This window comes from Streptomyces sp. NPDC102514, from assembly GCF_055584525.1.
In genome coordinates this window covers 138,322-157,741 of the sequence record NZ_JBVJLW010000018.1, presented here as the reverse complement: position 1 = coordinate 157,741, position 19,420 = coordinate 138,322, and the positions used below count along the sequence as shown (strand labels likewise).

Annotated in this window: 18 protein-coding genes and 1 tRNA gene; 10 read left to right on the top strand and 9 right to left on the bottom strand. The window is 71.0% G+C overall.

The annotated features are described in order from the left end of the window. Positions 1 to 672 carry a two-component system response regulator PhoP gene (gene phoP / locus ACZ60E_RS36615; RefSeq protein ID WP_468666368.1) on the top strand — a complete coding sequence of 224 codons (672 nt, stop codon included), beginning with the start codon at positions 1 to 3 and terminating at the stop codon, positions 670 to 672. A gap of 151 nt (positions 673 to 823) precedes the next feature. Here the strand turns inward: phoP and ACZ60E_RS36610 are convergent, their stop codons facing one another. Continuing rightward, positions 824 to 1,519 carry a copper chaperone PCu(A)C domain-containing protein gene (locus ACZ60E_RS36610; protein ID WP_469446192.1) on the bottom strand — a complete coding sequence of 232 codons (696 nt, stop codon included), beginning with the start codon at positions 1,517 to 1,519 and terminating at the stop codon, positions 824 to 826. A 700-nt stretch (positions 1,520 to 2,219) separates the two neighbouring features. On the opposite strand from ACZ60E_RS36610, the gene ACZ60E_RS36605 reads away from it, so the two are divergent. The 6 genes from ACZ60E_RS36605 (at position 2,220) to ACZ60E_RS36580 (ending at position 8,864) form a co-directional block, all read left to right on the top strand. Continuing rightward, positions 2,220 to 2,702, top strand: coding sequence for a CarD family transcriptional regulator (locus ACZ60E_RS36605; protein WP_003953493.1), 483 nt, complete (start codon positions 2,220 to 2,222; stop codon positions 2,700 to 2,702). A gap of 370 nt (positions 2,703 to 3,072) precedes the next feature. After that, positions 3,073 to 3,825 (top strand): 2-C-methyl-D-erythritol 4-phosphate cytidylyltransferase, encoded by a 753-nt coding sequence (ispD, locus tag ACZ60E_RS36600; RefSeq protein ID WP_384816665.1) that lies wholly within the window; start codon positions 3,073 to 3,075, stop codon positions 3,823 to 3,825. After that, positions 3,815 to 4,321, top strand: coding sequence for a 2-C-methyl-D-erythritol 2,4-cyclodiphosphate synthase (gene ispF / locus ACZ60E_RS36595; RefSeq protein ID WP_469446190.1), 507 nt, complete (start codon positions 3,815 to 3,817; stop codon positions 4,319 to 4,321). The genes ispD and ispF overlap by 11 nt, the downstream gene beginning before the upstream one ends. 271 nt (positions 4,322 to 4,592) lie before the next feature. Continuing rightward, complete coding sequence (gene cysS / locus ACZ60E_RS36590; protein ID WP_469446188.1) at positions 4,593 to 5,993, top strand: cysteine--tRNA ligase; 1,401 nt, start codon at positions 4,593 to 4,595, stop codon at positions 5,991 to 5,993. Between the two features lie 101 nt (positions 5,994 to 6,094). Then, positions 6,095 to 7,039: a 23S rRNA (guanosine(2251)-2'-O)-methyltransferase RlmB gene (gene rlmB / locus ACZ60E_RS36585; protein WP_469446186.1), complete on the top strand. Its 945-nt coding sequence runs from the start codon at positions 6,095 to 6,097 to the stop codon at positions 7,037 to 7,039. 160 nt (positions 7,040 to 7,199) lie between these two features. Then, entirely contained in the window at positions 7,200 to 8,864 is a 1,665-nt protein-coding gene (locus tag ACZ60E_RS36580) for a DoxX family protein (RefSeq protein ID WP_469446184.1), read from the top strand. 232 nt (positions 8,865 to 9,096) lie between these two features. Here the strand turns inward: ACZ60E_RS36580 and ACZ60E_RS36575 are convergent, their stop codons facing one another. The 3 genes from ACZ60E_RS36575 to ACZ60E_RS36565 form a co-directional block, all read right to left on the bottom strand. Next, positions 9,097 to 9,828 carry a nucleotidyltransferase family protein gene (locus tag ACZ60E_RS36575; protein WP_384816381.1) on the bottom strand — a complete coding sequence of 244 codons (732 nt, stop codon included), beginning with the start codon at positions 9,826 to 9,828 and terminating at the stop codon, positions 9,097 to 9,099. A 129-nt stretch (positions 9,829 to 9,957) separates the two neighbouring features. Continuing rightward, positions 9,958 to 10,440 carry a hypothetical protein gene (locus ACZ60E_RS36570; protein ID WP_384816378.1) on the bottom strand — a complete coding sequence of 161 codons (483 nt, stop codon included), beginning with the start codon at positions 10,438 to 10,440 and terminating at the stop codon, positions 9,958 to 9,960. 227 nt (positions 10,441 to 10,667) lie between these two features. Then, positions 10,668 to 11,804 (bottom strand): ABC transporter ATP-binding protein, encoded by a 1,137-nt coding sequence (locus tag ACZ60E_RS36565; RefSeq protein ID WP_469446183.1) that lies wholly within the window; start codon positions 11,802 to 11,804, stop codon positions 10,668 to 10,670. A 252-nt stretch (positions 11,805 to 12,056) separates the two neighbouring features. Between ACZ60E_RS36565 and ACZ60E_RS36560 the strand changes: the two genes are divergently transcribed. Next, positions 12,057 to 12,131: transfer RNA gene (locus ACZ60E_RS36560), tRNA-Thr, on the top strand. Between the two features lie 23 nt (positions 12,132 to 12,154). On the opposite strand, the gene ACZ60E_RS36555 is transcribed toward ACZ60E_RS36560, so the two are convergent. Then, positions 12,155 to 12,883, bottom strand: a complete 729-nt coding sequence (locus ACZ60E_RS36555; RefSeq protein WP_384816375.1) for an alpha/beta hydrolase — start codon at positions 12,881 to 12,883, stop codon at positions 12,155 to 12,157. A 16-nt stretch (positions 12,884 to 12,899) separates the two neighbouring features. Beyond that, on the bottom strand, positions 12,900 to 14,447 hold the full coding sequence (locus tag ACZ60E_RS36550) for an NAD(P)/FAD-dependent oxidoreductase (RefSeq protein WP_469446181.1): 1,548 nt from the start codon (positions 14,445 to 14,447) through the stop codon (positions 12,900 to 12,902). Positions 14,448 to 14,517: 70 nt separating this feature from the next. Between ACZ60E_RS36550 and ACZ60E_RS36545 the strand changes: the two genes are divergently transcribed. Then, entirely contained in the window at positions 14,518 to 15,345 is an 828-nt protein-coding gene (locus ACZ60E_RS36545; protein WP_469446179.1) for an aminoglycoside phosphotransferase family protein, read from the top strand. A gap of 63 nt (positions 15,346 to 15,408) precedes the next feature. On the opposite strand, the gene ACZ60E_RS36540 is transcribed toward ACZ60E_RS36545, so the two are convergent. Together ACZ60E_RS36540 and ACZ60E_RS36535 are read right to left on the bottom strand one after the other, a co-directional pair. Beyond that, positions 15,409 to 16,392, bottom strand: coding sequence for a zinc-binding dehydrogenase (locus tag ACZ60E_RS36540; protein ID WP_469446266.1), 984 nt, complete (start codon positions 16,390 to 16,392; stop codon positions 15,409 to 15,411). Between the two features lie 92 nt (positions 16,393 to 16,484). Next, a complete protein-coding gene (locus tag ACZ60E_RS36535; protein WP_469446177.1) occupies positions 16,485 to 17,708 on the bottom strand; it encodes an NAD(P)-binding protein in 1,224 nt (407 codons plus the stop codon). Positions 17,709 to 17,834: 126 nt separating this feature from the next. On the opposite strand from ACZ60E_RS36535, the gene ACZ60E_RS36530 reads away from it, so the two are divergent. Further along, a complete protein-coding gene (locus ACZ60E_RS36530; RefSeq protein WP_453795448.1) occupies positions 17,835 to 18,536 on the top strand; it encodes a pentapeptide repeat-containing protein in 702 nt (233 codons plus the stop codon). 363 nt (positions 18,537 to 18,899) lie between these two features. Here ACZ60E_RS36530 and ACZ60E_RS36525 read toward each other — a convergent pair whose 3' ends face one another. Next, positions 18,900 to 19,400 carry a hypothetical protein gene (locus ACZ60E_RS36525; protein ID WP_107015315.1) on the bottom strand — a complete coding sequence of 167 codons (501 nt, stop codon included), beginning with the start codon at positions 19,398 to 19,400 and terminating at the stop codon, positions 18,900 to 18,902. Between the last annotated feature and the right edge of the window lie 20 nt (positions 19,401 to 19,420).

Below are 19,420 nucleotides of genomic sequence, written 5' to 3'. Positions count from 1 at the left end.
GTGCTCGTCGTCGAGGACGAGGAGTCCTTCAGCGACGCTCTGTCCTACATGCTTCGCAAAGAGGGTTTCGAGGTCGCCATCGCGGCCACCGGGCCCGACGGACTCGACGAGTTCGAGCGCAATGGCGCCGACCTCGTCCTCCTCGACCTGATGCTGCCCGGCCTGCCGGGCACCGAGGTGTGCCGTCAGCTGCGCAGCCGTTCGAACGTTCCGGTGATCATGGTCACCGCCAAGGACAGTGAGATCGACAAGGTCGTGGGGCTCGAAATAGGAGCCGACGACTATGTGACCAAGCCCTTCTCGTCGCGTGAGCTGGTCGCCCGCATCCGGGCCGTCCTGCGCCGCCGCGGCGAGCCGGAGGAGGTCAGCGTGGCTGCCCTGGAGGCCGGACCGGTCCGCATGGACGTCGACCGCCACGTGGTCACCGTCTCCGGCTCCAAGGTCGACCTCCCGCTCAAGGAGTTCGACCTCCTGGAGATGCTGCTGCGCAACGCGGGCCGCGTCCTGACGCGTATGCAGCTCATCGACCGGGTGTGGGGCGCCGACTACGTGGGTGACACCAAGACGCTGGACGTCCACGTGAAGCGCCTGCGGGCGAAGATCGAGCCGGACCCGGGCGCGCCGCGCTACCTGGTGACGGTCCGCGGCCTCGGCTACAAGTTCGAGCCGTAGACCGCACGGGACGATACGTCCGCATCGGGACAGTAAGTACTGCGAAGGGCGGGACCCCCGGAAGTGGGGTCCCGCCCTTCGTCATGCGTCATGCGTACATCACGTCCCGTACGGGACCTGCCCGTACGGGAGAACGGTGGCTGTGAGCCGCTCAGTGGCCCGCTGCGGACTCCGAGGCGTCGGCGCTGGCCGAGGCCGCGTCGGTGGCCTGCGTGCCCGCCTCACCCGTCTCCTCGGTCTCACCGGCCGCGGACCCGGTGGGCGTCGGCGAGCCCGTGGCCGTACCGGACGCCGACTCCGAGGCGGAGGGCTTGGTGCTCGGCGCCGCCGGGGCCGCGCTCGGGCCCCACTCGGCGTAGTAGCCGTGGCCGGGCACGACGAACGCTTCCAGCTTCACGTCGCCGGTCCTGCTGAAGGTGAAGGTGACGGGCTGCGCGTCGCCGTCCTTGAACGCCTCGCGGCTGCTCTCCAGTGCGGCGGAGGCGTTGCCCTTGCCGCCGAGGATCAGCGAGCCGCCGGCCGGGACGGTCAGCTTGCCCGAGCCCTTGGCGGGCTTGAGCTGTGCGGGCTGGCCGATGCCCTCGACCTGGACGGACTCCAGGGTCTGGGGCTTGTCGCCGCTGTTGAACAGGGTCGCGGAGACCGCGGCCGGGCCCGTCGACTCCAGCTCGGCCTGGGTGATGACGACGGCGTTCTGGATCTTGATCTCGCCGACGGTGACGGCGGCGTTGTCCGGCTTGATCTCCAGCGTCTGGGCCTTGTTGCCGGCACCGCACGCGGCGAGCGAGGCGATCGAGAACGCGATGGCGGCGGCGGCGAGGCTGCCGCGTCGAAGGCTGCTGCTCACGGCGGCGGCAACTCCTAGAACGTGGGCGGAACAGGGCGACTCCTCTGTAAAGCCGCCCTAAGGGTCAGTCAGCGGCCTCAGGTTACCGAGCCGTTCCCGCGCCGCCGCACCCGACCCGCCCCAAGGGCTCCCCGACCGCGACCGTACGACGCTTCTCCGTCCCCCGGGCTCTCACGTCATCCGGTGTACGTGCATGTCGCATGGACTCATCCGTCACGCGTTCGTCCGTCTTTCACATAAGAACCCTTGGTAAGCCACCGACAAGCCGTCGACGCGGTCTTGCGGATTTCCCGTAAGGAATGCATGACGGCCCCGGAAATTGATCTTCGGTTGATCTTCCGTGGATCTCCGCGCCGATCTCCGGCCGATCCGACGGTGATCTCCGGCCCGTGTGATCAATTCCGGATTCGGCTCGTACGTGACTCCGATGACCGAACGGAGTAGCGGAAGATGGGCCCCCGGAACCCGACAAATCTGGACGATCAGGCACGTGGGCGGGGATCGGAGGTGTTGTAACGTGCGCGTTTCTCCCCGCCGGGACAGCCGCTCCGACCTGCGAATACCGTCGTCCGCGACCCCTCCGCAGCACGTTCCTGTTGGGATTGTCAAGCCCCGAGATATGCCCTGACCTGCGAAAACGCCATTCAGAACACGCGGTTTCCGTGTTACCCTGGATAGCCACGGAAGGGGTACCTGTCACATGACGTTCAAGGTTGGCGACACCGTGGTCTATCCCCATCACGGGGCCGCGCTGATCGAGGCTATCGAAACTCGCCAGATCAAAGGCGTGGACAAGACCTACTTGGTGCTGAAGGTCGCCCAGGGCGACCTGACAGTGCGTGTGCCAGCGGACAATGCGGAGTTCGTCGGCGTACGTGATGTGGTCGGTCAGGACGGGCTGGACCGGGTCTTCGAGGTACTGCGCGCGCCGTACGCCGAGGAGCCCACTAACTGGTCGCGTCGTTACAAGGCAAATCTTGAGAAGCTCGCCTCCGGCGATGTCATCAAGGTGGCGGAGGTAGTCCGTGACCTGTGGCGTCGTGAGCGCGAGCGTGGACTCTCCGCCGGCGAGAAGCGCATGCTCGCCAAGGCCCGCCAGATCCTGGTGAGCGAGCTCGCCCTCGCGGAGAACACGAACGAGGACAAGGCCGAGGCCCTGCTCGACGAGGTCCTCGCGTCCTGACGCCCGTCGCGCTCTGATCGCTTTCTGACCAGAGGTGAAACGAGCGGTTCGGCGCAATGAAATGCCGCGGTGCCCGATGACGTATTCAATGTCGCCGGGCGCTGCGGCATGTTCGTACCCGGATCTGTTTCCACCCCGGGCACGTCCGTACCGGGAAACCGTGCACACACTCTCTGCACACCGTGCACTCGGACGTCCCTCGATAATTCAGGGATCCGATACATGGAGTGCCGGGCCCGGACAGCTGGCTCGACCATCTTCACGGAAGGGTCCGGTCAAAGCGTCGCGCCCGGCACTCCCCCAGCCCGTCGGCCGGGGTACGCCCAGGCCATACCCACGTCGGCCGAGCATACAAACCTGACAGGAACCGATGTCTGACGATTCGCGCCCCACGCCTCCCGGGGCCCGTACCGCGGCCGTGATTCCGGCCGCAGGCCGAGGCGTACGCCTCGGTCCGGGCGCTCCCAAAGCGCTTCGCGCGCTGAACGGCACCCCCATGCTGATCCACGCGGTCCGGGCCATGGCCGCGTCGCGTGCCGTCTCCCTCGTCGTCGTCGTGGCGCCGCCCGACGGGGCCGCGGAGGTCAAGACGCTGCTCGACTCCCACGCACTGCCCGAGCGGACCGAATTCCACGTCGTGCCCGGGGGCGACAGCCGCCAGGACTCCGTACGGCTGGGGCTCGAAGCGCTGCCGTCCGGCATCGACATCGTGCTCGTGCACGACGCGGCCCGTCCGCTCGTCCCCGTCGACACGGTCGACGGCGTCATCGAGGCGGTACGCGACGGGGCACCGGCCGTCGTGCCCGCGCTGCCGCTCACGGACACCGTCAAGCAGGTCGAGCCCGCGGGGACGGCCGGGGAGCCCGAGCCCGTGGTCGCCACCCCGGACCGGGCGCGGCTGCGTGCCGTCCAGACACCGCAGGGCTTCGACCGCGACACCCTCGTACGGGCCCACGCGACGGTCACCGACAACGTCACCGACGACGCCAGCATGGTCGAGCAGCTCGGACTGCGGGTCGTGGTCGTGCCCGGCCACGAGGAGGCGTTCAAGGTGACGCGCCCGCTGGATCTGATCCTCGCCGAGGCGGTTCTGACGCGGCGGAGGCTGAACGATGGCTTCTGACACGTCCCCGGTGGCGCCCCTGCTGCCGCAGGTCGGGATCGGTACCGACATCCACGCCTTCGAGGAGGGCCGTGAGCTGTGGTGCGCCGGCCTGCTCTGGGAGGGCGAGGGCCCAGGGCTCGCCGGCCACTCCGACGCCGACGTCGTCGCCCACGCCGCGTGCAACGCGCTGTTCTCCGCGGCGGGGCTGGGCGATCTGGGGCAGCACTTCGGTACGGGGCGGCCCGAGTGGTCCGGGGCGTCCGGGGTGACGCTCCTGACGGAGGCCGCGCGGATCGTGCGGGCGGCGGGGTTCACGATCGGCAATGTCGCCGTGCAGGTCGTCGGGCCCCGCCCGAAGATCGGGAAGCGGCGGGGCGAGGCGCAGGCGGTGCTCTCCGAGGCGGTGGGGGCGCCGGTGTCGGTGTCCGGGGCCACGACCGACGGGCTCGGGTTCGCCGGGCGGGACGAGGGGTTGATGGCGGTGGCCACGGCTCTGGTGGCGCGGGTGGGCTGACGGGCTTTTCCTCGCCCCCGCCGCCCCTACCCTTCCCGTCACTGTGTCCTCAAACGCCGGACGGGCTGAAAGGCACCTTTCAGCCCGTCCGGCGTTTGAGGACCGGGGGTTCGGGGGCGGAGCACCCCGAGTCAGTGACGGGAACGGGTAGGGGCGGCGGGGGCGAGGAAAACGCCCATGACGTCATCGACGCGGCACAGATGTCACGAATACGTGTCCCATGCGGGATAAGGGTCGCGGGGCACTGGTCACCGCCCACTACCCTGGTGTGGTGACTATTCGCCTGTACGACACCAGCGCCCGGCAGATTCGCGATTTCACCCCGATCACGCCGGGTTGTGTCTCGATCTACCTGTGTGGCGCCACGGTGCAGGCGGCCCCGCACATCGGCCACATCCGGTCGGGCCTCAACTTCGACATCATGCGCCGCTGGTTCGAGTACCGCGGCTACGACGTGACGTTCGTCCGCAACGTGACGGACATCGACGACAAGATCATCAGGAAGTCCGCGGAGCAGGACAGGCCCTGGTGGGCGATCGGCTACGAGAACGAGCGCGCCTTCAACGACGGCTACACGGCACTCGGCTGCCTCCCGCCGACGTACGAGCCGCGCGCCACCGGGCACATCACCGAGATGGTCGAGATGATGCGCGGGCTCATCGAGCGCGGTCACGCGTACGAGGCCGGCGGGAACGTCTACTTCGACGTACGGTCCCTGCCCGGCTACCTCTCCCTGTCCAACCAGGACCTCGACGAGCTGCGCCAGCCCGCCGAGGACGGCGAGACCGGCAAGCGGGACCCGCGGGACTTCGCCATGTGGAAGGCCGTCAAGCCCGGCGAGCCGTCCTGGGAGACGCCCTGGGGACGCGGCCGGCCCGGCTGGCACCTGGAGTGCAGCGCGATGGCCCACAAGTACCTGGGCGCCGCCTTCGACATCCACGGCGGCGGCATCGACCTGATCTTCCCGCACCACGAGAACGAGATCGCCCAGGCCGTCGGCTTCGGCGACGAGTTCGCGCACTACTGGGTGCACAACTCATGGGTGACCATGAGCGGCGAGAAGATGTCGAAGTCGCTCGGCAACAGCGTGCTCGTCAGCGAGATGGTCAAGGCGTGGCGGCCCATCGTGCTCCGTTACTACCTGGGCACCCCGCACTACCGCTCCACCATCGAGTACAGCGAAGAGGCACTGCGCGAGGCCGAGTCGGCGTTCGCGCGGATCGAGGGCTTCGTGCAGCGCGTGGTGGAGAAGGCCGGGGGGCCGGTCGAGCCCGCCGCCGAGGTGCCGCCGGCGTTCGCCGAGGCGATGGACGACGACCTGGGGGTCCCGCAGGCCCTCGCCGTCGTGCACACCACGGTCCGCCAGGGGAACTCCGCGCTGGCCGCCGACGACAAGGAAGCGGCCGTCGCCCGGCTCGCCGAGGTCAGGGCCATGCTCGCGGTCCTCGGTCTCGACCCGCTCGACCCGCACTGGGCGGGCGAGAGCGACCGCGGCGAGGACCTCCACGGAGTCGTCGACACGCTCGTACGGCTGGTGCTGCAGCAGCGCGAGTCCGCCCGTGTCCGCAAGGACTGGGCCACCGCCGACGCCATCCGCGACCAGCTCAACCAGTCCGGGCTCGTCATCGAGGACGGCCCCCAGGGACCGCGCTGGACCCTCGGCCCGCGCTGACCATTTCTTGATCGATTGTGCCGTCCGGGTGTCCGGGCGGCACACTGCATGGACGTACACCCGTACGTCCATCCGTACGTCTTCACACAGACAGGTAGGTCATGGCCGCTAACAACCGCCGCATGTCCGGCAAGAAGGGCGCGCAGGTCGGCAGTGGCGGCCAGCGACGCAGGGGCCTCGAAGGCAAGGGCCCCACCCCGCCCGCCGAGGCGCGCAAGGGACACAAGAAGAACCGCATCGCCGGCGCCAAGGCCAAACAGCTCGTGCGCAAGCCCTCGCCGCGCGGCGGCCGGGGCGGCAAGGGCACGTCCGAGATGGTCGTCGGCCGCAACTCCGTCGTCGAGGCGCTGCGCGAGGGCGTACCCGCGACGATGCTGTACGTCCAGCAGTTCATCGACAACGACGAGCGGGTGCGCGAAGCGCTGCAGCTCGCCGCGGAGCGCGGCGGCATCCACCTCATGGAGGCCCCGCGCCCCGAGCTGGACCGCATGACCAACGGGCTCAACCACCAGGGTCTCGTCCTCCAGGTCCCGCCGTACGAGTACGCGCACCCGGAGGACCTCGCGGCCGCCGCGTACGACCAGGGCGTGGACCCGCTGATCGTCGCCCTCGACGGGGTGACGGACCCGCGCAACCTCGGTGCCGTCGTCCGGTCCGTCTCCGCGTTCGGCGGCCACGGTGTGGTCGTGCCCGAGCGGCGTGCGGCGGGGATGACCGCCGGTGCGTGGAAGACGTCCGCCGGTGCGGCCGCCCGTACGGCCGTCGCCCGCGCGTCCAACCTGACGCGGGCGCTGGAGGCGTACAAGAAGGCCGGGCTCGTCGTGGTCGGCCTCGCCGCCGACGGTGAGGCCGAGGTCGGTGACCTGGAAGCCCTCGGCGGGCCCGTCGTCATCGTCGTCGGCAGCGAGGGCAAGGGGCTGTCCCGGCTGGTGGGGGAGACCTGTGACTTCCGCGTCCGGATTCCCATGCCCGGTGGGACCGAGTCGCTGAACGCCGGTGTGGCTGCGGGAGTTGTGCTGTACGAGGCCGCGCGGAAGCGGGGTTAGTCGGAGGCTTGGCTGCCTCCGGGCAGTCGGTCGTCCGCAGGTGCGTGGGGGCTGGTCGCGCAGTTCCCCGCGCCCCTTGCGGGCCCCGGGTTGATCTTGACGGGGTCCGGACAGATCCGGCCGGTCAAAGCAGTGTCCTAAACACACGTCACTCGGTTAGATGAGTGTGGACACCAGAACACCCCGCACACCCACGGGGGACAGCTCGTTGGGATTCGACGACGCTCCCGCGCTGAGCATGGTGAAGGTGCCGAGCGATCCGGCGCAGGTCATCGTCAATCATGCGAGCTTCCGCGTGCAGCTGAACACCGCGCCGCGGGCCCAGTCCCCGCGTGGCGCGCGGAACTTGAGCTCGGGCGGCGACACCGCGCGCACCCCCGTCGTCGGCACCGCCGCAGGCACCCGGCGCCGCGCGCCCGTCGTCTGGAGCGGGAAGTCCGCCCCCGACGACACGGGCGCCACCCGGCTGTTGCAGGCCGTGCGGAGCACGAGCCTGCGCCACGGCGCCGAGGCACCGGCGGGCGAAGGCGGCGCGACCCAGGTCATCCCGCGTGTCGACGGCGAAGGACCCGCCGGGTTCGACGTCGACGCCACCGTCGAGACGCCGACCGTCCGCGGCCCCGAGACCCGTCTCCTGCCACAGCAACTGCGCAGCGCGGGCAGCGCCTACGAGGAGCTCGACGAACCCCCGTACGCGGAGGGCGACTTCGAGGACGACTCCTACGAGGACGACGACTACCGGGACGAGGACGACGGGGCGCTCAAGCGGCACGGATCCGCCCCCGTCCGGCACGGCTACTACCCCGGCCGCCGGATGAACCTCGGCGTCGTCCTGCTCCCGATGCGCGTCTTCCTCGGCTTCATCTCCATCTACGCCGGCATGGGCAAGCTCTGCGACCCCGTCTACTTCGACGGTGGCAAGCGCGGCTCCATGGTCAAGTGGCTCAACTCGCTGCACCCCTGGGAACTCGCCGAGCCCCTGCGCGAGTTCGCGCTGCAGCACCCCGTCGGCTCCGGACTCCTCATTGCCTTCTTCCAGGTGATCGTCGGCGTCCTCACCGTCCTCGGTCTGTGGCAGCGGGTCGCGGCGGTCGTCGGCGCGCTGCTGTCGGCGGCACTGCTGCTGACCGTGAGCTGGAAGTCCGTTCCCGTCTACGACGCGCCGGACATCATCTTCCTGGCCGCCTGGTCGCCGCTGATCATCGCGGGCGCCCCCGTCTACTCCATCGACGGCCGCCTCGCGGGCGAGGCCTGGCGCACCCTCGGGCCGCGGGCCGAGATCTGGGAACTGCGCCGTCGCGTACTGCGGCGCGGGGCGCTCGTCGCGGCGATCGTCGTCGGACTCACGCTGCTCATCGGGTCGATGCTCGGCGGCGCCGTCCGCGACTCCGACCGCGTGGTCGTCCCCGGACCGGGCGAGGCCCCGCGCAACGAACTGCCCGGCTCCGCGCTCCCGCAGGAGCCCGGCGCGCGCCGCGACAAGCAGAGCCCCTCGGCGTCGGCCGACTCGCCGACCCGCGGCGCGACCTCGGCGAGCCCGTCGGGCGCCGCGACCTCGCCCGGCGCGACGGCCCGTGAGACGGCCGGCGCCACCGCGGGTCAGCCCAGCCAGACGCAGGGTTCGAACCAGGCCCCGCCGCAGCAGTCGGCGCCCCCGCAGGCGCCCGCCACCACCGCGGGACCGTCCTCCTCGGGCGGCGGCACCACGGGCGGCGGTACGAGCACGGGCGGCGGCACCGGCTCCGGAGGCGGCACGGGCGGCGACACGGGCGGCTCCGGAGGGTCCGGCGGCAAGTCCGGGCTCGTGGGCGGCCTGCTCGGCTGAGGAACCCGTACGACGCCGATGGGGCCCCGCACCTTCCTGGTGCGGGGCCCCATCGGGCTACCTGCTGGTCGTTTCGCTTGTGGCTGCGGGCGGGGTGGGCCGCGCAGTTCCCCGCGCCCCTGAAGGAGCAAAAGCCGGGGCGCAGCCCCGCTTTTGAGGGGCGCGGGGAACTGCGCGACAAGCCCCCACCGGCCCGCAGCCAGGTCGCCGCCCCTGAGGTGTCAGAAGGCGTTCAACGGCCGAGCGCCGCCAGTTCCTTGGCCGCCTCCGTGAGGTCCTTCGCCGTGTCGATGGCCCGCCAGTACGCGCCCTGCGGGATCGGATAGCCGGCCAGGCGGCGCTCACGGGCCAGCCGCGGGAACGTGGAGCGCTCGTGGTCACCGAGGGAGGGCAGCAGATCGGCGAACTCGGGGGAGAACACGTACACACCCGCGTTGATGCCGTGCGCGGTCGGCGGGGCCTCGATGAAGTCCGTGATGTGACCGAAGTCGTCGGTCTGGACGGCACCCCACGGAAGGCGGGGACGGGCCAGCGCGAGGGTCGCCACCGCGTCGCGCTCGGTGTGGAAGTCCGCCATCTCCCGCAGCGAGAAACGGGTCCAGATGTCACCGTTCGTCGCGTACCAGGGGCGGTCGGGGTGGGGCAGGTGCTTCGCGGCGTACTTGAGGCCGCCGCCACGGCCCAGGGGCTCCGACTCGACCACGGTGGTCACGGAGACGGGCAGATCCGTCGCCTCCAGCCATTCCTGGAGGACCTCGGCGAGATGACCGCAGGAGACGACGACGTCGGTGACGCCCTCTTCGGCGAGCCAGGTCAGCTGATGGCCGATGATCGGGGTCCCGGTGCCGGGGATCTCGACCATCGGCTTGGGGCGGTCGTCGGTGTAGGGACGCAGCCTTGAGCCCTGGCCGCCGGCCAGGACGACGGCTTGAACGGGGCGCGACGCTGCGTTCGGATCGGTCATGCCCGAACTTTACGTCGCGCTCCGCAAGATCAGCCGGTGGGGTTTGTGAGGGGCGCGGGGGAGATGGGGATCTGCGGGTGGGGGGAAGGCTGGTCGCGCAGTTCCCCGCGCCCCTTGCGGGGCCCGGGCTCAGGCGTGCTGGGCTGCTACGCCCGTGGCGAAGGACGTGTCGCACACCGGGCGGGCGAACGACTGGGCGCGGACCGGACCGTACGCGCGGACCGCCGCGCGGCCCAGGGCGCGGGCGATGGAGGCGCAGTGCCTGCCGAGGGACGGGCGGCCGTTCACGGCCTCCTGGAGGTGGGTGAGGGCGACCCCCGGGTTCTTGTCCTGGAGTTCCAGCAGGAGCTTGTCGCGCAGCACGTCCTGTGGAGCGCGGGACGGGGCGCGCCGGGAGACGTTCTCGGCGGAGGCGGCGAGGGCCGACGTCGAGGATTCGTTTCCCGACCAGTTGACCCTGGTGACCGCGAGCGTGCCGGAGAGCACCAGGACGACGGGCAGAACGAGGGCGAGGGTACGGCCGATCCGGCGGGCCGGACCGCGGCCGTGTCGGGTCGGTCGGCCGGAGGGGCCGTGGCCGTGTCGCGTCGAGTGGTTAGTGGAGTGCTTCACGCGAGTGAGGGTAGCGCGGGGTGATGATTTGGCGACATTTAGTAATCAGTTCGGGGGACGGGGGAGCGAGCGTTTTCGAGTTTGACGTTGACGAACAGCCGTCGAAATGCCCGGTCTGCCGGGGTATTTGTCGACAACGAAGAAGGCCCCGCAGTGGTCTGCGGGACCTTCTTCGTCAACCTGGGTGAATTCTCCGGGATCCGCCCGGCCGGTCGGCGCGGTTGCGATCAGTCGGTGAGGCGCTCACCGGTGGAGGTCGAGAACACGTGGGTCTCGCCCGCGCGCGGCACGACGTGCAGCGTGGAGCCCTTCTCCGGGACCGCGCGGCCGCTGACGCGGACGACCAGGTCCTTGAGGTCGTCGCCGACCTTGGCGCTGCCGTAGACGTACCCGTCGGCGCCGAGCTCCTCGACGACGTTCACGGTGACGGCGAGGCCGGCCGGGGCGTCCGCGGTCTCCTTCGACAGGCTCGACGCGCCGCCGCCGCCCTGCTCGACGATGTCGAAGTGCTCGGGACGGACGCCGACGGTGACCGTGCGGTCACCCTTGTCGGAGGCGGTCTTGAGGGCCTCGCGGTTGACGGGCACCACGCTGTTGCCGAACTTCACGCCACCGTCGGTGATCGGGACCTCGACGAGGTTCATCGCCGGGGAGCCGATGAAGCCGGCGACGAAGAGGTTCGCCGGGCGGTCGTACATGTTGCGCGGGGAGTCGACCTGCTGGAGCAGACCGTCCTTGAGGACCGCCACGCGGTCGCCCATCGTCATGGCCTCGACCTGGTCGTGGGTCACGTACACCGTGGTGATGCCGAGGCGGCGCTGCAGCGACGCGATCTGCGTACGGGTCGAGACGCGGAGCTTGGCGTCGAGGTTCGACAGCGGCTCGTCCATGAGGAAGACCTGGGGCTCACGCACGATGGCGCGACCCATGGCGACACGCTGGCGCTGACCGCCGGAGAGGGCCTTCGGCTTGCGGGCCAGGTACTCGGTGAGGTCGAGGATCTTCGCCGCGTCCTCGACCTTCTGGCGGATCTCGGCCTTGTTGACGCCGGCGATCTTGAGCGCGAAGCCCATGTTGTCCGCGACCGTCATGTGCGGGTACAGCGCGTAGTTCTGGAACACCATGGCGATGTCCCGGTCCTTGGGCGGCAGGTGCGTGACGTCGCGGTCGCCGATGTGGATGGATCCGCCGTTGACGTCCTCGAGACCCGCGAGCATGCGCAGGGAGGTGGACTTTCCGCAGCCGGAGGGACCGACGAGGACGAGGAACTCGCCGTCCGCGACGTCGAGCTCGAGCTGGTCGACGGCGGGCTTGTCGCCACCCGGGTAGATGCGGGTCGCCTTGTTGAACGAGACAGTGGCCATGGTGAGGGGCCCCCTTCACCGGCAGGAACGTGCCGGACGATCCGTTGTAAAGGTGGTGTACCGCCACGGAACGATCCGTAGTGGTGTAGTCCACATGAGCGGACTGGTTCAGGACGCTACCCCGCGTTCACACGTTCTGTCAGTACTCGGTGGGTAATGAAGTTCGAGGAAATTTTCGCCGGACCCCCACTGTGACGTGGGTACACTGCTTCGGGCGTGCCTGCGAGCACGCACAGGCACGTCCGCGTGCAGGCCTCCTTAGCTCAGTCCGGCCAGAGCAACGCACTTGTAATGCGTAGGTCGTCGGTTCGAATCCGACAGGGGGCTCTTGTTGTGCCGGGAGGTCCGGGTCACTTGGTGGCTCGGGCCTTTTGCGTGGGCAGGCCCGCCGCCTGGGCGATGACCCGGGCCGTGCGCAGGCCCTCCCGGTGGGCGGAGCCGGAGTGGGCGGGGCGGCAGCGGCCCCATTCCGGGGAGTACTCGGCCATGACCGCGCCCGGGTGGTCCGTGGTGAGTTCCGTGAGCGGGGCCTTGCGGCCGGCGGCGGCCAGGACGCGCTGGAACTCGCCCGCGTTGGCGAAGTCGCACACCGTGTCCTCCGTGCCGTGCACCAGGTGGATGGGCAGGGGAGGGGCCGAGGCGCAGACGTCCATGGGGGACGGCAGGCCGAGCAGCGGTTCGGGCTGGTTGTAGCGGGCCGAGATGCCGACCACGGCGGCCGGGCGCCAGCCCTCCGGCGGGTCGGGGCGCAGGGCCGTGGCCATCGCGGCGCGCCCGCCCAGGGACCAGCCGACGAGGACGACCTGTGCCGGATCCCGTACGAAGTCCCAGGTGAAGCGCAGGGACGCGGCGAGCTGCGGACGGCCGCCGTCCTCTGCGTCCGGGTGCCAGTCCGGGACTATCACGGTGGCCCCGAGACGGGCGACCTCCGCGGCGAGGGCGCCGAGGACGTCCCGTTCGGCGGGGCCGCGGCCGTGCCAGAGCAGGACCGTCGGGGCGTCCGGGGCGGCTGCGCGATGGATGTCGAGGAGCTGACCGTCGGACGAGTAGCGGACGGTGTCCATGACTGCGGTGCTCATGGGGTTCCCCTGTCTCTCAGCGGCCCGCGACCCGGTCGGCGATACGCGCGATCCGGGACGACTGTGCGGCATGGGTGGTGACTTCGCGGCGGTCGGCGGCTCGATACGTCGCGTACATGCCGTGTACCCCGAGCCAGCGGAAAGGTTCGGGTTCCCACTTGCGGACCTTGTGTTCGACCCAGGGAAGTGTGGTGAGGTCCGTATCGCCCGACTGGCCCGAGTCCCGCTGGACGAGATCCCTCAGGGTGCGGGCGGCGAGGTTCGCCGTGGCGACCCCGGAGCCGACGTAACCGCCCGCCCAGCCGAGGCCGGTGGCGCGGTCGAGGGTGACCGACGCGCACCAGTCGCGCGGTACGCCGAGCACGCCCGACCAGGCGTGGTCCACGGCGATGCCCGAGAGCTGGGGGAACAGGCGCAGCAGGAGTTCGCGCAGGGCCTCGACCGTCGAGGCCTGCGTGCGCCCGTCGTTGTCCGTACGGGAGCCGAAGCGGTACGGGACTCCGCGGCCACCCAGTGCGATACGGCCGTCGGCGGTGCGCTGGGCGTACATGTACGCGTGGGCCATGTCGCCCAGGGTCTCGCGGCCCTCCCAGCCGACCGATTCCCACTGGGCGGCGGTCAGGGGCTCGGTGGCGATCATCGAGGAGTTCATGGGGAGCCAGGTGCGCCGGTGGCCCTTGAGGGAGGCCGTGAAGCCCTCCGTGCAGCGCAGGACGTAGGGCGCGCGGACGGTTCCGTACGGGGTGACGGCGTGCTTGGGCCTGATCTCCGTGACGGGGGTCGACTCGTGGATCGTGACGCCCAGCGCCTCGACGGCCGCCGCGAGGCCCTTGAGCAGTTTCACCGGGTGCAGCCGGGCGCCGTGCGGGGTCCAGGTGGAGCCCACCGCGTCCGCGACCCGGACCCGGTCGGCGGTCTCGCGGGCCCCGTACAGCTCGCGGTCCTTCTCGCCGTACGAGAGTTCCGTCTCGTGGAAGGCCCGCAGACGGGCCAGCTGGGCCGGGGTGTACGCGACTTCGAGTACGCCGCCCCGGTGGATGTCCGCCTCGATGCCCTCCGCGCCGGCGACCCCGACGACCTCGGCGACCGTGGCGTTCATGGCCTCCTGGAGGCGTACGGCGGCCTCGTGGCCGTGCAGGCGCGCGTAGCGGTCGCGGCCCGCGATGCCGTTGTAGAGCCAGCCGCCGTTGCGGCCGGAGGCGCCGTAGCCGCAGAACTTCTGCTCCAGGACGGTGATCCGCAGGAAGGGCGCGGCCTTCTTCAGGTAGTACGCGGTCCACAGCCCCGTGTAGCCGCCGCCGACGATCACCACGTCGGCGTTCGCGTCACCCTGAAGGGGCTCGCGGGGGGCGGGCAGGCCCTCCTCGGCGTACCAGAACGATATGCCGCCGTTCACGGTGGTGCGGGGCGCGCCCGGTGCCCGCGGCGGCTGCGGCAGGGGCGGTGTCCGGGGCTTGGGGGGCGCGTAAGGCGCGGGGGGTGTGCGGTCCGTGCCGGATGCGCTGTCCGTGCTGGACGCGCTGTCCGGGTCGGACGCGCTGTCCGCGTTCTCCGTGCTGCTCATGCGCGGTGACGTTAGCTTCTCCGGGTGGTGGGTGTCTCCTTCGGATTTCGTGGTTCTGAAGAGGGTGAGGGTGGAGAAGGTGGGACATGGGCGGCTGCTGGAGCGCGGCGGGCGGTTTCTGGAGCGGTGGGGGCTGCGCCAGGAGGGCGCCCCGATGAGCGGGCAGGTCTCGGTGGTGCTGCCCGTGGTGCGCGGCGACGGGACGCGGGCCGCGCTGAAGCTGCAGGACCTCGACGAGGAGACGGCCGGTGAGGGGCTCGCGCTGCGCACCTGGGGCGGCGACGGGGTCGTACGGCTGCTGGACGAGGACGCGGAGAGCGGCACGCTGCTGCTGGAACGGCTCGACGAGGACCGGCCGCTCGCCGAGGTGCCCGATGTGATGAAGGCGACGTCGGTCCTGGCCGAACTGCTGGCGCGGATCACGGCTGTTCCGGCGCCGGTGGGGCTGCGGCGGCTGGACTCCGTCACCGCGGACATGTTCGAGCGGTTGCCCGCGGTGACGCGGTCCCTTGCGGCGGAGGACGACCGGCGGCTGCTCGCGGACTGCGCGGCGGCCGTGCGCGAGGTCGCGGACGAGCCGGGGGACCGGCTGCTGCACTGGGACCTGCACTTCGAGAACATCCTCGCGGCCGACCGCGAGCCCTGGCTCGTCATCGACCCGAAGCCGCTCGCCGGGGACCCCTGCTTCGAGCTGCTGCCCGCGCTCTGGAACCGGTGCGAGGAGGGGGCGTTGGAGCGCCGCTTCGACCTGATGACGGAGGTGCTGGGGGTGGACCGGGGGCGGGCGCGGGCCTGGACGCTGGGGCGGGTGCTGCAGAACTCGCTGTGGCGGGTCGAGGAGGGCGAGGGGCTGGACGAGGACCAGGCCGGTATCGCGCGGCTGCTGCTGGGGCGTTGAGTGGTGTTGAACGGTGCTCAGCGGCGTTGAGGGGCGTTGAGGCCTGGTGGGTGGTCGGCGAGGTCAGGGTTCCAGGATCACCTTGCCGTGGGTGGCCCTGGTCTCCAGGGCGCGGTGTGCGGCTGCCGCTTCCGCGAGGGGGAAGCGGTGGACGTCCGGGACCAGGCGGCCCTCGGCGGCCTCCGTGAGGGCGCGTAGTTCCAGGGTGCGCAGGGGGTTGGGGCCGCCCGCTTTCTGCAGCATGGCCGGGCCGAGGACCGACTGAGACACGCCCTCGACGAGGTACGGGGTGCCGTCGTGCAGGCCGGCGCCCGACCAGCCGAAGACGATGTGCCTGCCGGCGGGGCGGGCGAGGAGCGCGACTGTTTTCTGCGCTGTGTCGCCGCCCACGCCGTCGAAGACGACCGTGGCCGGGCGGTCGCCCAGGAATCGCTTCACCTGGTCCGGCCAGGCGGGGTCCTTGTAGTCGACGGCCAGGTCGGCGCCGTTCTTCCCGACGCGCGCCACCTTGTCCGGGCCGCCCGCCAGGCCGATCACGGTGGCACCCGCGTGCCGCGCGTACTGCACGAGGAGGGTGCCGATGCCGCCCGCCGCGGCGGGGACGAGGACCACGTCGTCGGGGGTCAGGTCGGTGAACTGGAGAATCCCCATCGTCGTACGGCCCGTGCCGATCATCGCGACCGCCTGGGCGAAGTCGAGGTTCCGGGGGATCTCGTGGAGGCGGTCGACGTCGGTGACGGCGAGTTCCGCGTAGCCGCCCGGATTGAGGCCCAGGTGGGCCACCACGCGCTTGCCGAGCCACAGGGCGGCGACTCCCTCACCGAGGGACTCGACCGTGCCGGCGACCTCGCGGCCGGGGATCGTGGGGAGGGCGGGCAGCTCCGGGTACGGGCCCTTGACGCCCGCCCGGAGCGCGGTGTCCAGCAGGTGTACGCCCGCGGCGGCGACCTCGATACGGACCTGGCCGGGGGCGGGGCGGGGGGCTTCCGTTCGCTCGTACGTGAGGTTCTCGGGCGGGCCGAAGGTGTGGAGGCGGGTGGCGTGCATGGGTTCCGGGACGGGATTCGGGACCGGCTTCGTGGTGGGCATGGGGTTCCCCCGGGGTGTGGTGTGTGGCTGCTGAACCCCAGCTTTCGACCTCAAGCATGCTTGAGGTCAAGGTCTGCCCGGGTGCGGATGCCGAAGGCCAGGGACACCGCCTCCAGCGCGCTGTTGAACGACACCTCGGAGAGCACGCCCGGAGCGGCCACCTGGTCGCCCGCGAGGTACACGTCGTCGCCGCGGTTCACGTGCGGGCGGTCGCGCCAGCTCGTGCCGGGGAGGTCGACGGCGCCCGTGCGGCCGTTCGCGAGCGCCTCGCGGCGGTACGTGACCCGCTCGCGCCAGGTCGGCAGCGCGAGGTCGAGGAGCCGCTCGGCGCGGGCGATGCCGTCCGCGCGTGACGCGTGCGGGGCGATCGGGAACTGGCCCTGGAGGAGCTGTTCGCCGGGTGGGGCGAGGGTGCGGTCCTGGGCCGTGAAGCGCTCGATCCAGCCGGGGGCGTCCAGGTCGGAGACGGCGAACGCGTCGCCGCGGCGGGTGCGGACGGCGAGGTCCAGCAGGGCCGTTCGGCCGCTCGGCCAGGTCAGGGAGCTGTCCTGGAGGAGGGTGCGGGCCGCGTCCAGGGAGGTGGCGACGATGACCGGGCCGTGGCCGGCGGGAAGGGCGTCGAGGGTGTCGACACGGGCGAGGGTCTCCATCCGTACGCCGAGGTTCCAGGCGCGGGCCGCCATCCTGTCGATCACGCTCGCCCAGCCGCCGCGGGGGTAATGCGCCTCCGGGGGCAACTTCGTGGCGCGGCGCAGGCGTTCCTGGACGAAGGCTGCGGAGAGCGTGCCGGGGGCGTGGTGGAAGAGGGCGACCGCGGAGTAGTGGGCCGCGGCGGTCGCGCCCTCCTCGCCCACGATGTTCGTGGCCCAGGTGGCGAAGTCCTGGTCGACGGGGGCCTGTTGGGGTGTGCGGCGCAGGAGTCTGAGCATGGCGAGGGGTGGGGTGCGGCGGAGGGCGCCCTTGTGGTGGAGGCGGAGGCGGGCGGCTTCCAGGGGTGGCAGGGGGGCCAGTTCGCCGAGGAGGCCGCGCTGTTTGAGCCAGGTCCAGTGGGGGCCGCCCTTGTAGAGCGCGTGCGGGCCCTCGTTGGTCTTGTACGGGCCCTCGGCGGTGCGGGCCCGGCCGCCGAGGGTGTGGTGGGCCTCGTACACGGTGACCTTGGCGCCTGCTTCCGCGGCGGTGATGGCGGCGGTGAGGCCGGCGAGGCCGGCGCCGATGATCGTGAGGTGCGGTGTGAGGTGCCGTGTGGGGTGTGGTGTGGGGTGGGTGGGGTGCATGTTTTTTTGCCCCTTCGTTGGGGTGTTCTGCGTTGTCCTTACGACTCGTAGCGGGCTCGGAATGTGACATGCGGGGCTTCTTGGCTGGTCAGGGAGGGTGTCAGTGGTGGGGTGCAGGATGGGGGGATGGTGAGCAGAGCGGCGAAGGCTGGTTCCAAGGCGGGCGCGGGGGTCAAGGGTGCGCGGCGGCCCGAGGTGCGGCTGCCGCCGCTGGAGCCGTACGGAGGTGGGGAGCTGGAGCCCGACGGGGACTATGACGGGCTGCTCTTCGGCGAGCTGGATTTCGTGGGGCAGGACGGTGGGGGTGCGCGGTTCATGGACTGCGCGCTGACCGGGTGCGCGGTCGATGAGACGCGGCTGCATCACGCGCGGGTGCTGGATTCCGTGCTCACCGGGTTGCGGGGGGTGGGGACGGACTTCGGGTCGGCGACCTTCCGGGACGTGGAGGTGGTCGATGCCCGGCTGGGCGGGGTGCAGATGCATGGCGCCGTGCTGGAGCGGGTGGTCTTCCGTGGGGGGAAGATCGACTACCTGAATCTGCGGGAGGCGCGGATCCGGGATGTGGTGTTCGAGGGGTGCGTGCTGGTCGAGCCGGACTTCGGGGGTGCACGGCTGGAGCGGGTGGAGTTCGTCGACTGTGTGCTGAAGGGGGCGGACTTCACTGGGGTGTCGCTGACGGACGTGGATCTGCGGCGGGCGGCCGAGCTGGGGTTTGCGCGGGGGGTTGATCGGCTGGCGGGGGCTGTGATCAGTCCTGCGCAGTTGTTGGATCTTGCGGGGGTGTTTGCTGCGGAGGTGGGGGTTCGGGTGGTGGGGGTTGAGGTGTGAGGTTCCCTGCGGGGGGTTTGGCGTGGGCTTGGTGGGGGTGGTGGTTGGGACGGTGGGTGGTGGGAGCGGGCCGTGCCGGTACGTCGAGTCCGCCGCCCCCGTGCATACGGCTCTCGATTGGAGGGTCTGACTTTTTTGCGGGAGCCCTACGCGGCGGACTTTCGACGTACCGGCACGGCCCGCTCCCAGGCCTCGTCGCCGGGTGCCGGGAGTAGGGGGCAGGGTGTCGGATTGCTTCGCGTTTACCTTTTGGGGGCGCCTGTTGGCTGGGGTGGCCGTCGTCTTTTAGCCCGTCCGGCGTTTGAGGACGAGGCCGTTCAGGCCGATGGGGGGTCTGGGGGCGCAGCCCCCAGGGCGTCTGGCTCAGGGCAGGCGGGGGAAGCGGGCCTCTAGGTTCCAGATTGCCGGGTTGTCCCGTAGGCCCTCGTGGAGGTCCGTCAGGTCGGCCAGGACGTCGTGGAGGAAGTCCCGGGCCTCGCGGCGGAGTTCGGTGTGGGAGAACGTGAGCGGGGGCTCCTCCACCGGCATCCAGTCCGACTCGATGTCCACCCAGCCGAAGCGGCGCTCGAAGAGCATGCGGTCGGTGGACTCGGTGAAGTCCAGTTCGGCGCGCTGCGGGCGGGAGGCCCTGCTGCCCATGGGGTCCTGGTCGAGCTGTTCGACGATGTCGCACAGGGCCCACGCGAAGTCGAGCACGGGCACCCATCCCCACCCTGTGGACAGCTCCCGGTCCGCCTTGGTGTCGGCGAGGTAGACGTCCCCGCAGAACAGGTCGTGGCGCAGAGCGTGGACGTCCGCACGGCGGTAGTCGGTCTGCGGGGGGTCCGGGAAGCGGGAGGAGAGGGCGTAGCCGATGTCGAGCACGTGGGTGATGGTGTCACGCC

What these genes read in the sequence shown, in the direction of transcription:
- rlmB (WP_469446186.1), top strand. Translation starts at nt 6,095, where the DNA reads ATGGCCGCTAACAACCGCCGCATGTCCGGCAAGAAGGGCGCGCAGGTC.
- ispD (WP_384816665.1), top strand. Translation starts at nt 3,073, where the DNA reads ATGTCTGACGATTCGCGCCCCACGCCTCCCGGGGCCCGTACCGCGGCC.
- ACZ60E_RS36575 (WP_384816381.1), bottom strand. Translation starts at nt 9,828, where the DNA reads ATGACCGATCCGAACGCAGCGTCGCGCCCCGTTCAAGCCGTCGTCCTG.
- ACZ60E_RS36535 (WP_469446177.1), bottom strand. Translation starts at nt 17,708, where the DNA reads ATGCACCCCACCCACCCCACACCACACCCCACACGGCACCTCACACCG.
- ACZ60E_RS36550 (WP_469446181.1), bottom strand. Translation starts at nt 14,447, where the DNA reads ATGAGCAGCACGGAGAACGCGGACAGCGCGTCCGACCCGGACAGCGCG.
- ACZ60E_RS36605 (WP_003953493.1), top strand. Translation starts at nt 2,220, where the DNA reads ATGACGTTCAAGGTTGGCGACACCGTGGTCTATCCCCATCACGGGGCC.
- ACZ60E_RS36540 (WP_469446266.1), bottom strand. Translation starts at nt 16,392, where the DNA reads ATGCACGCCACCCGCCTCCACACCTTCGGCCCGCCCGAGAACCTCACG.
- ispF (WP_469446190.1), top strand. Translation starts at nt 3,815, where the DNA reads ATGGCTTCTGACACGTCCCCGGTGGCGCCCCTGCTGCCGCAGGTCGGG.
- ACZ60E_RS36530 (WP_453795448.1), top strand. Translation starts at nt 17,835, where the DNA reads ATGGTGAGCAGAGCGGCGAAGGCTGGTTCCAAGGCGGGCGCGGGGGTC.
- ACZ60E_RS36580 (WP_469446184.1), top strand. Translation starts at nt 7,200, where the DNA reads ATGAGTGTGGACACCAGAACACCCCGCACACCCACGGGGGACAGCTCG.
- ACZ60E_RS36565 (WP_469446183.1), bottom strand. Translation starts at nt 11,804, where the DNA reads ATGGCCACTGTCTCGTTCAACAAGGCGACCCGCATCTACCCGGGTGGC.
- ACZ60E_RS36555 (WP_384816375.1), bottom strand. Translation starts at nt 12,883, where the DNA reads ATGAGCACCGCAGTCATGGACACCGTCCGCTACTCGTCCGACGGTCAG.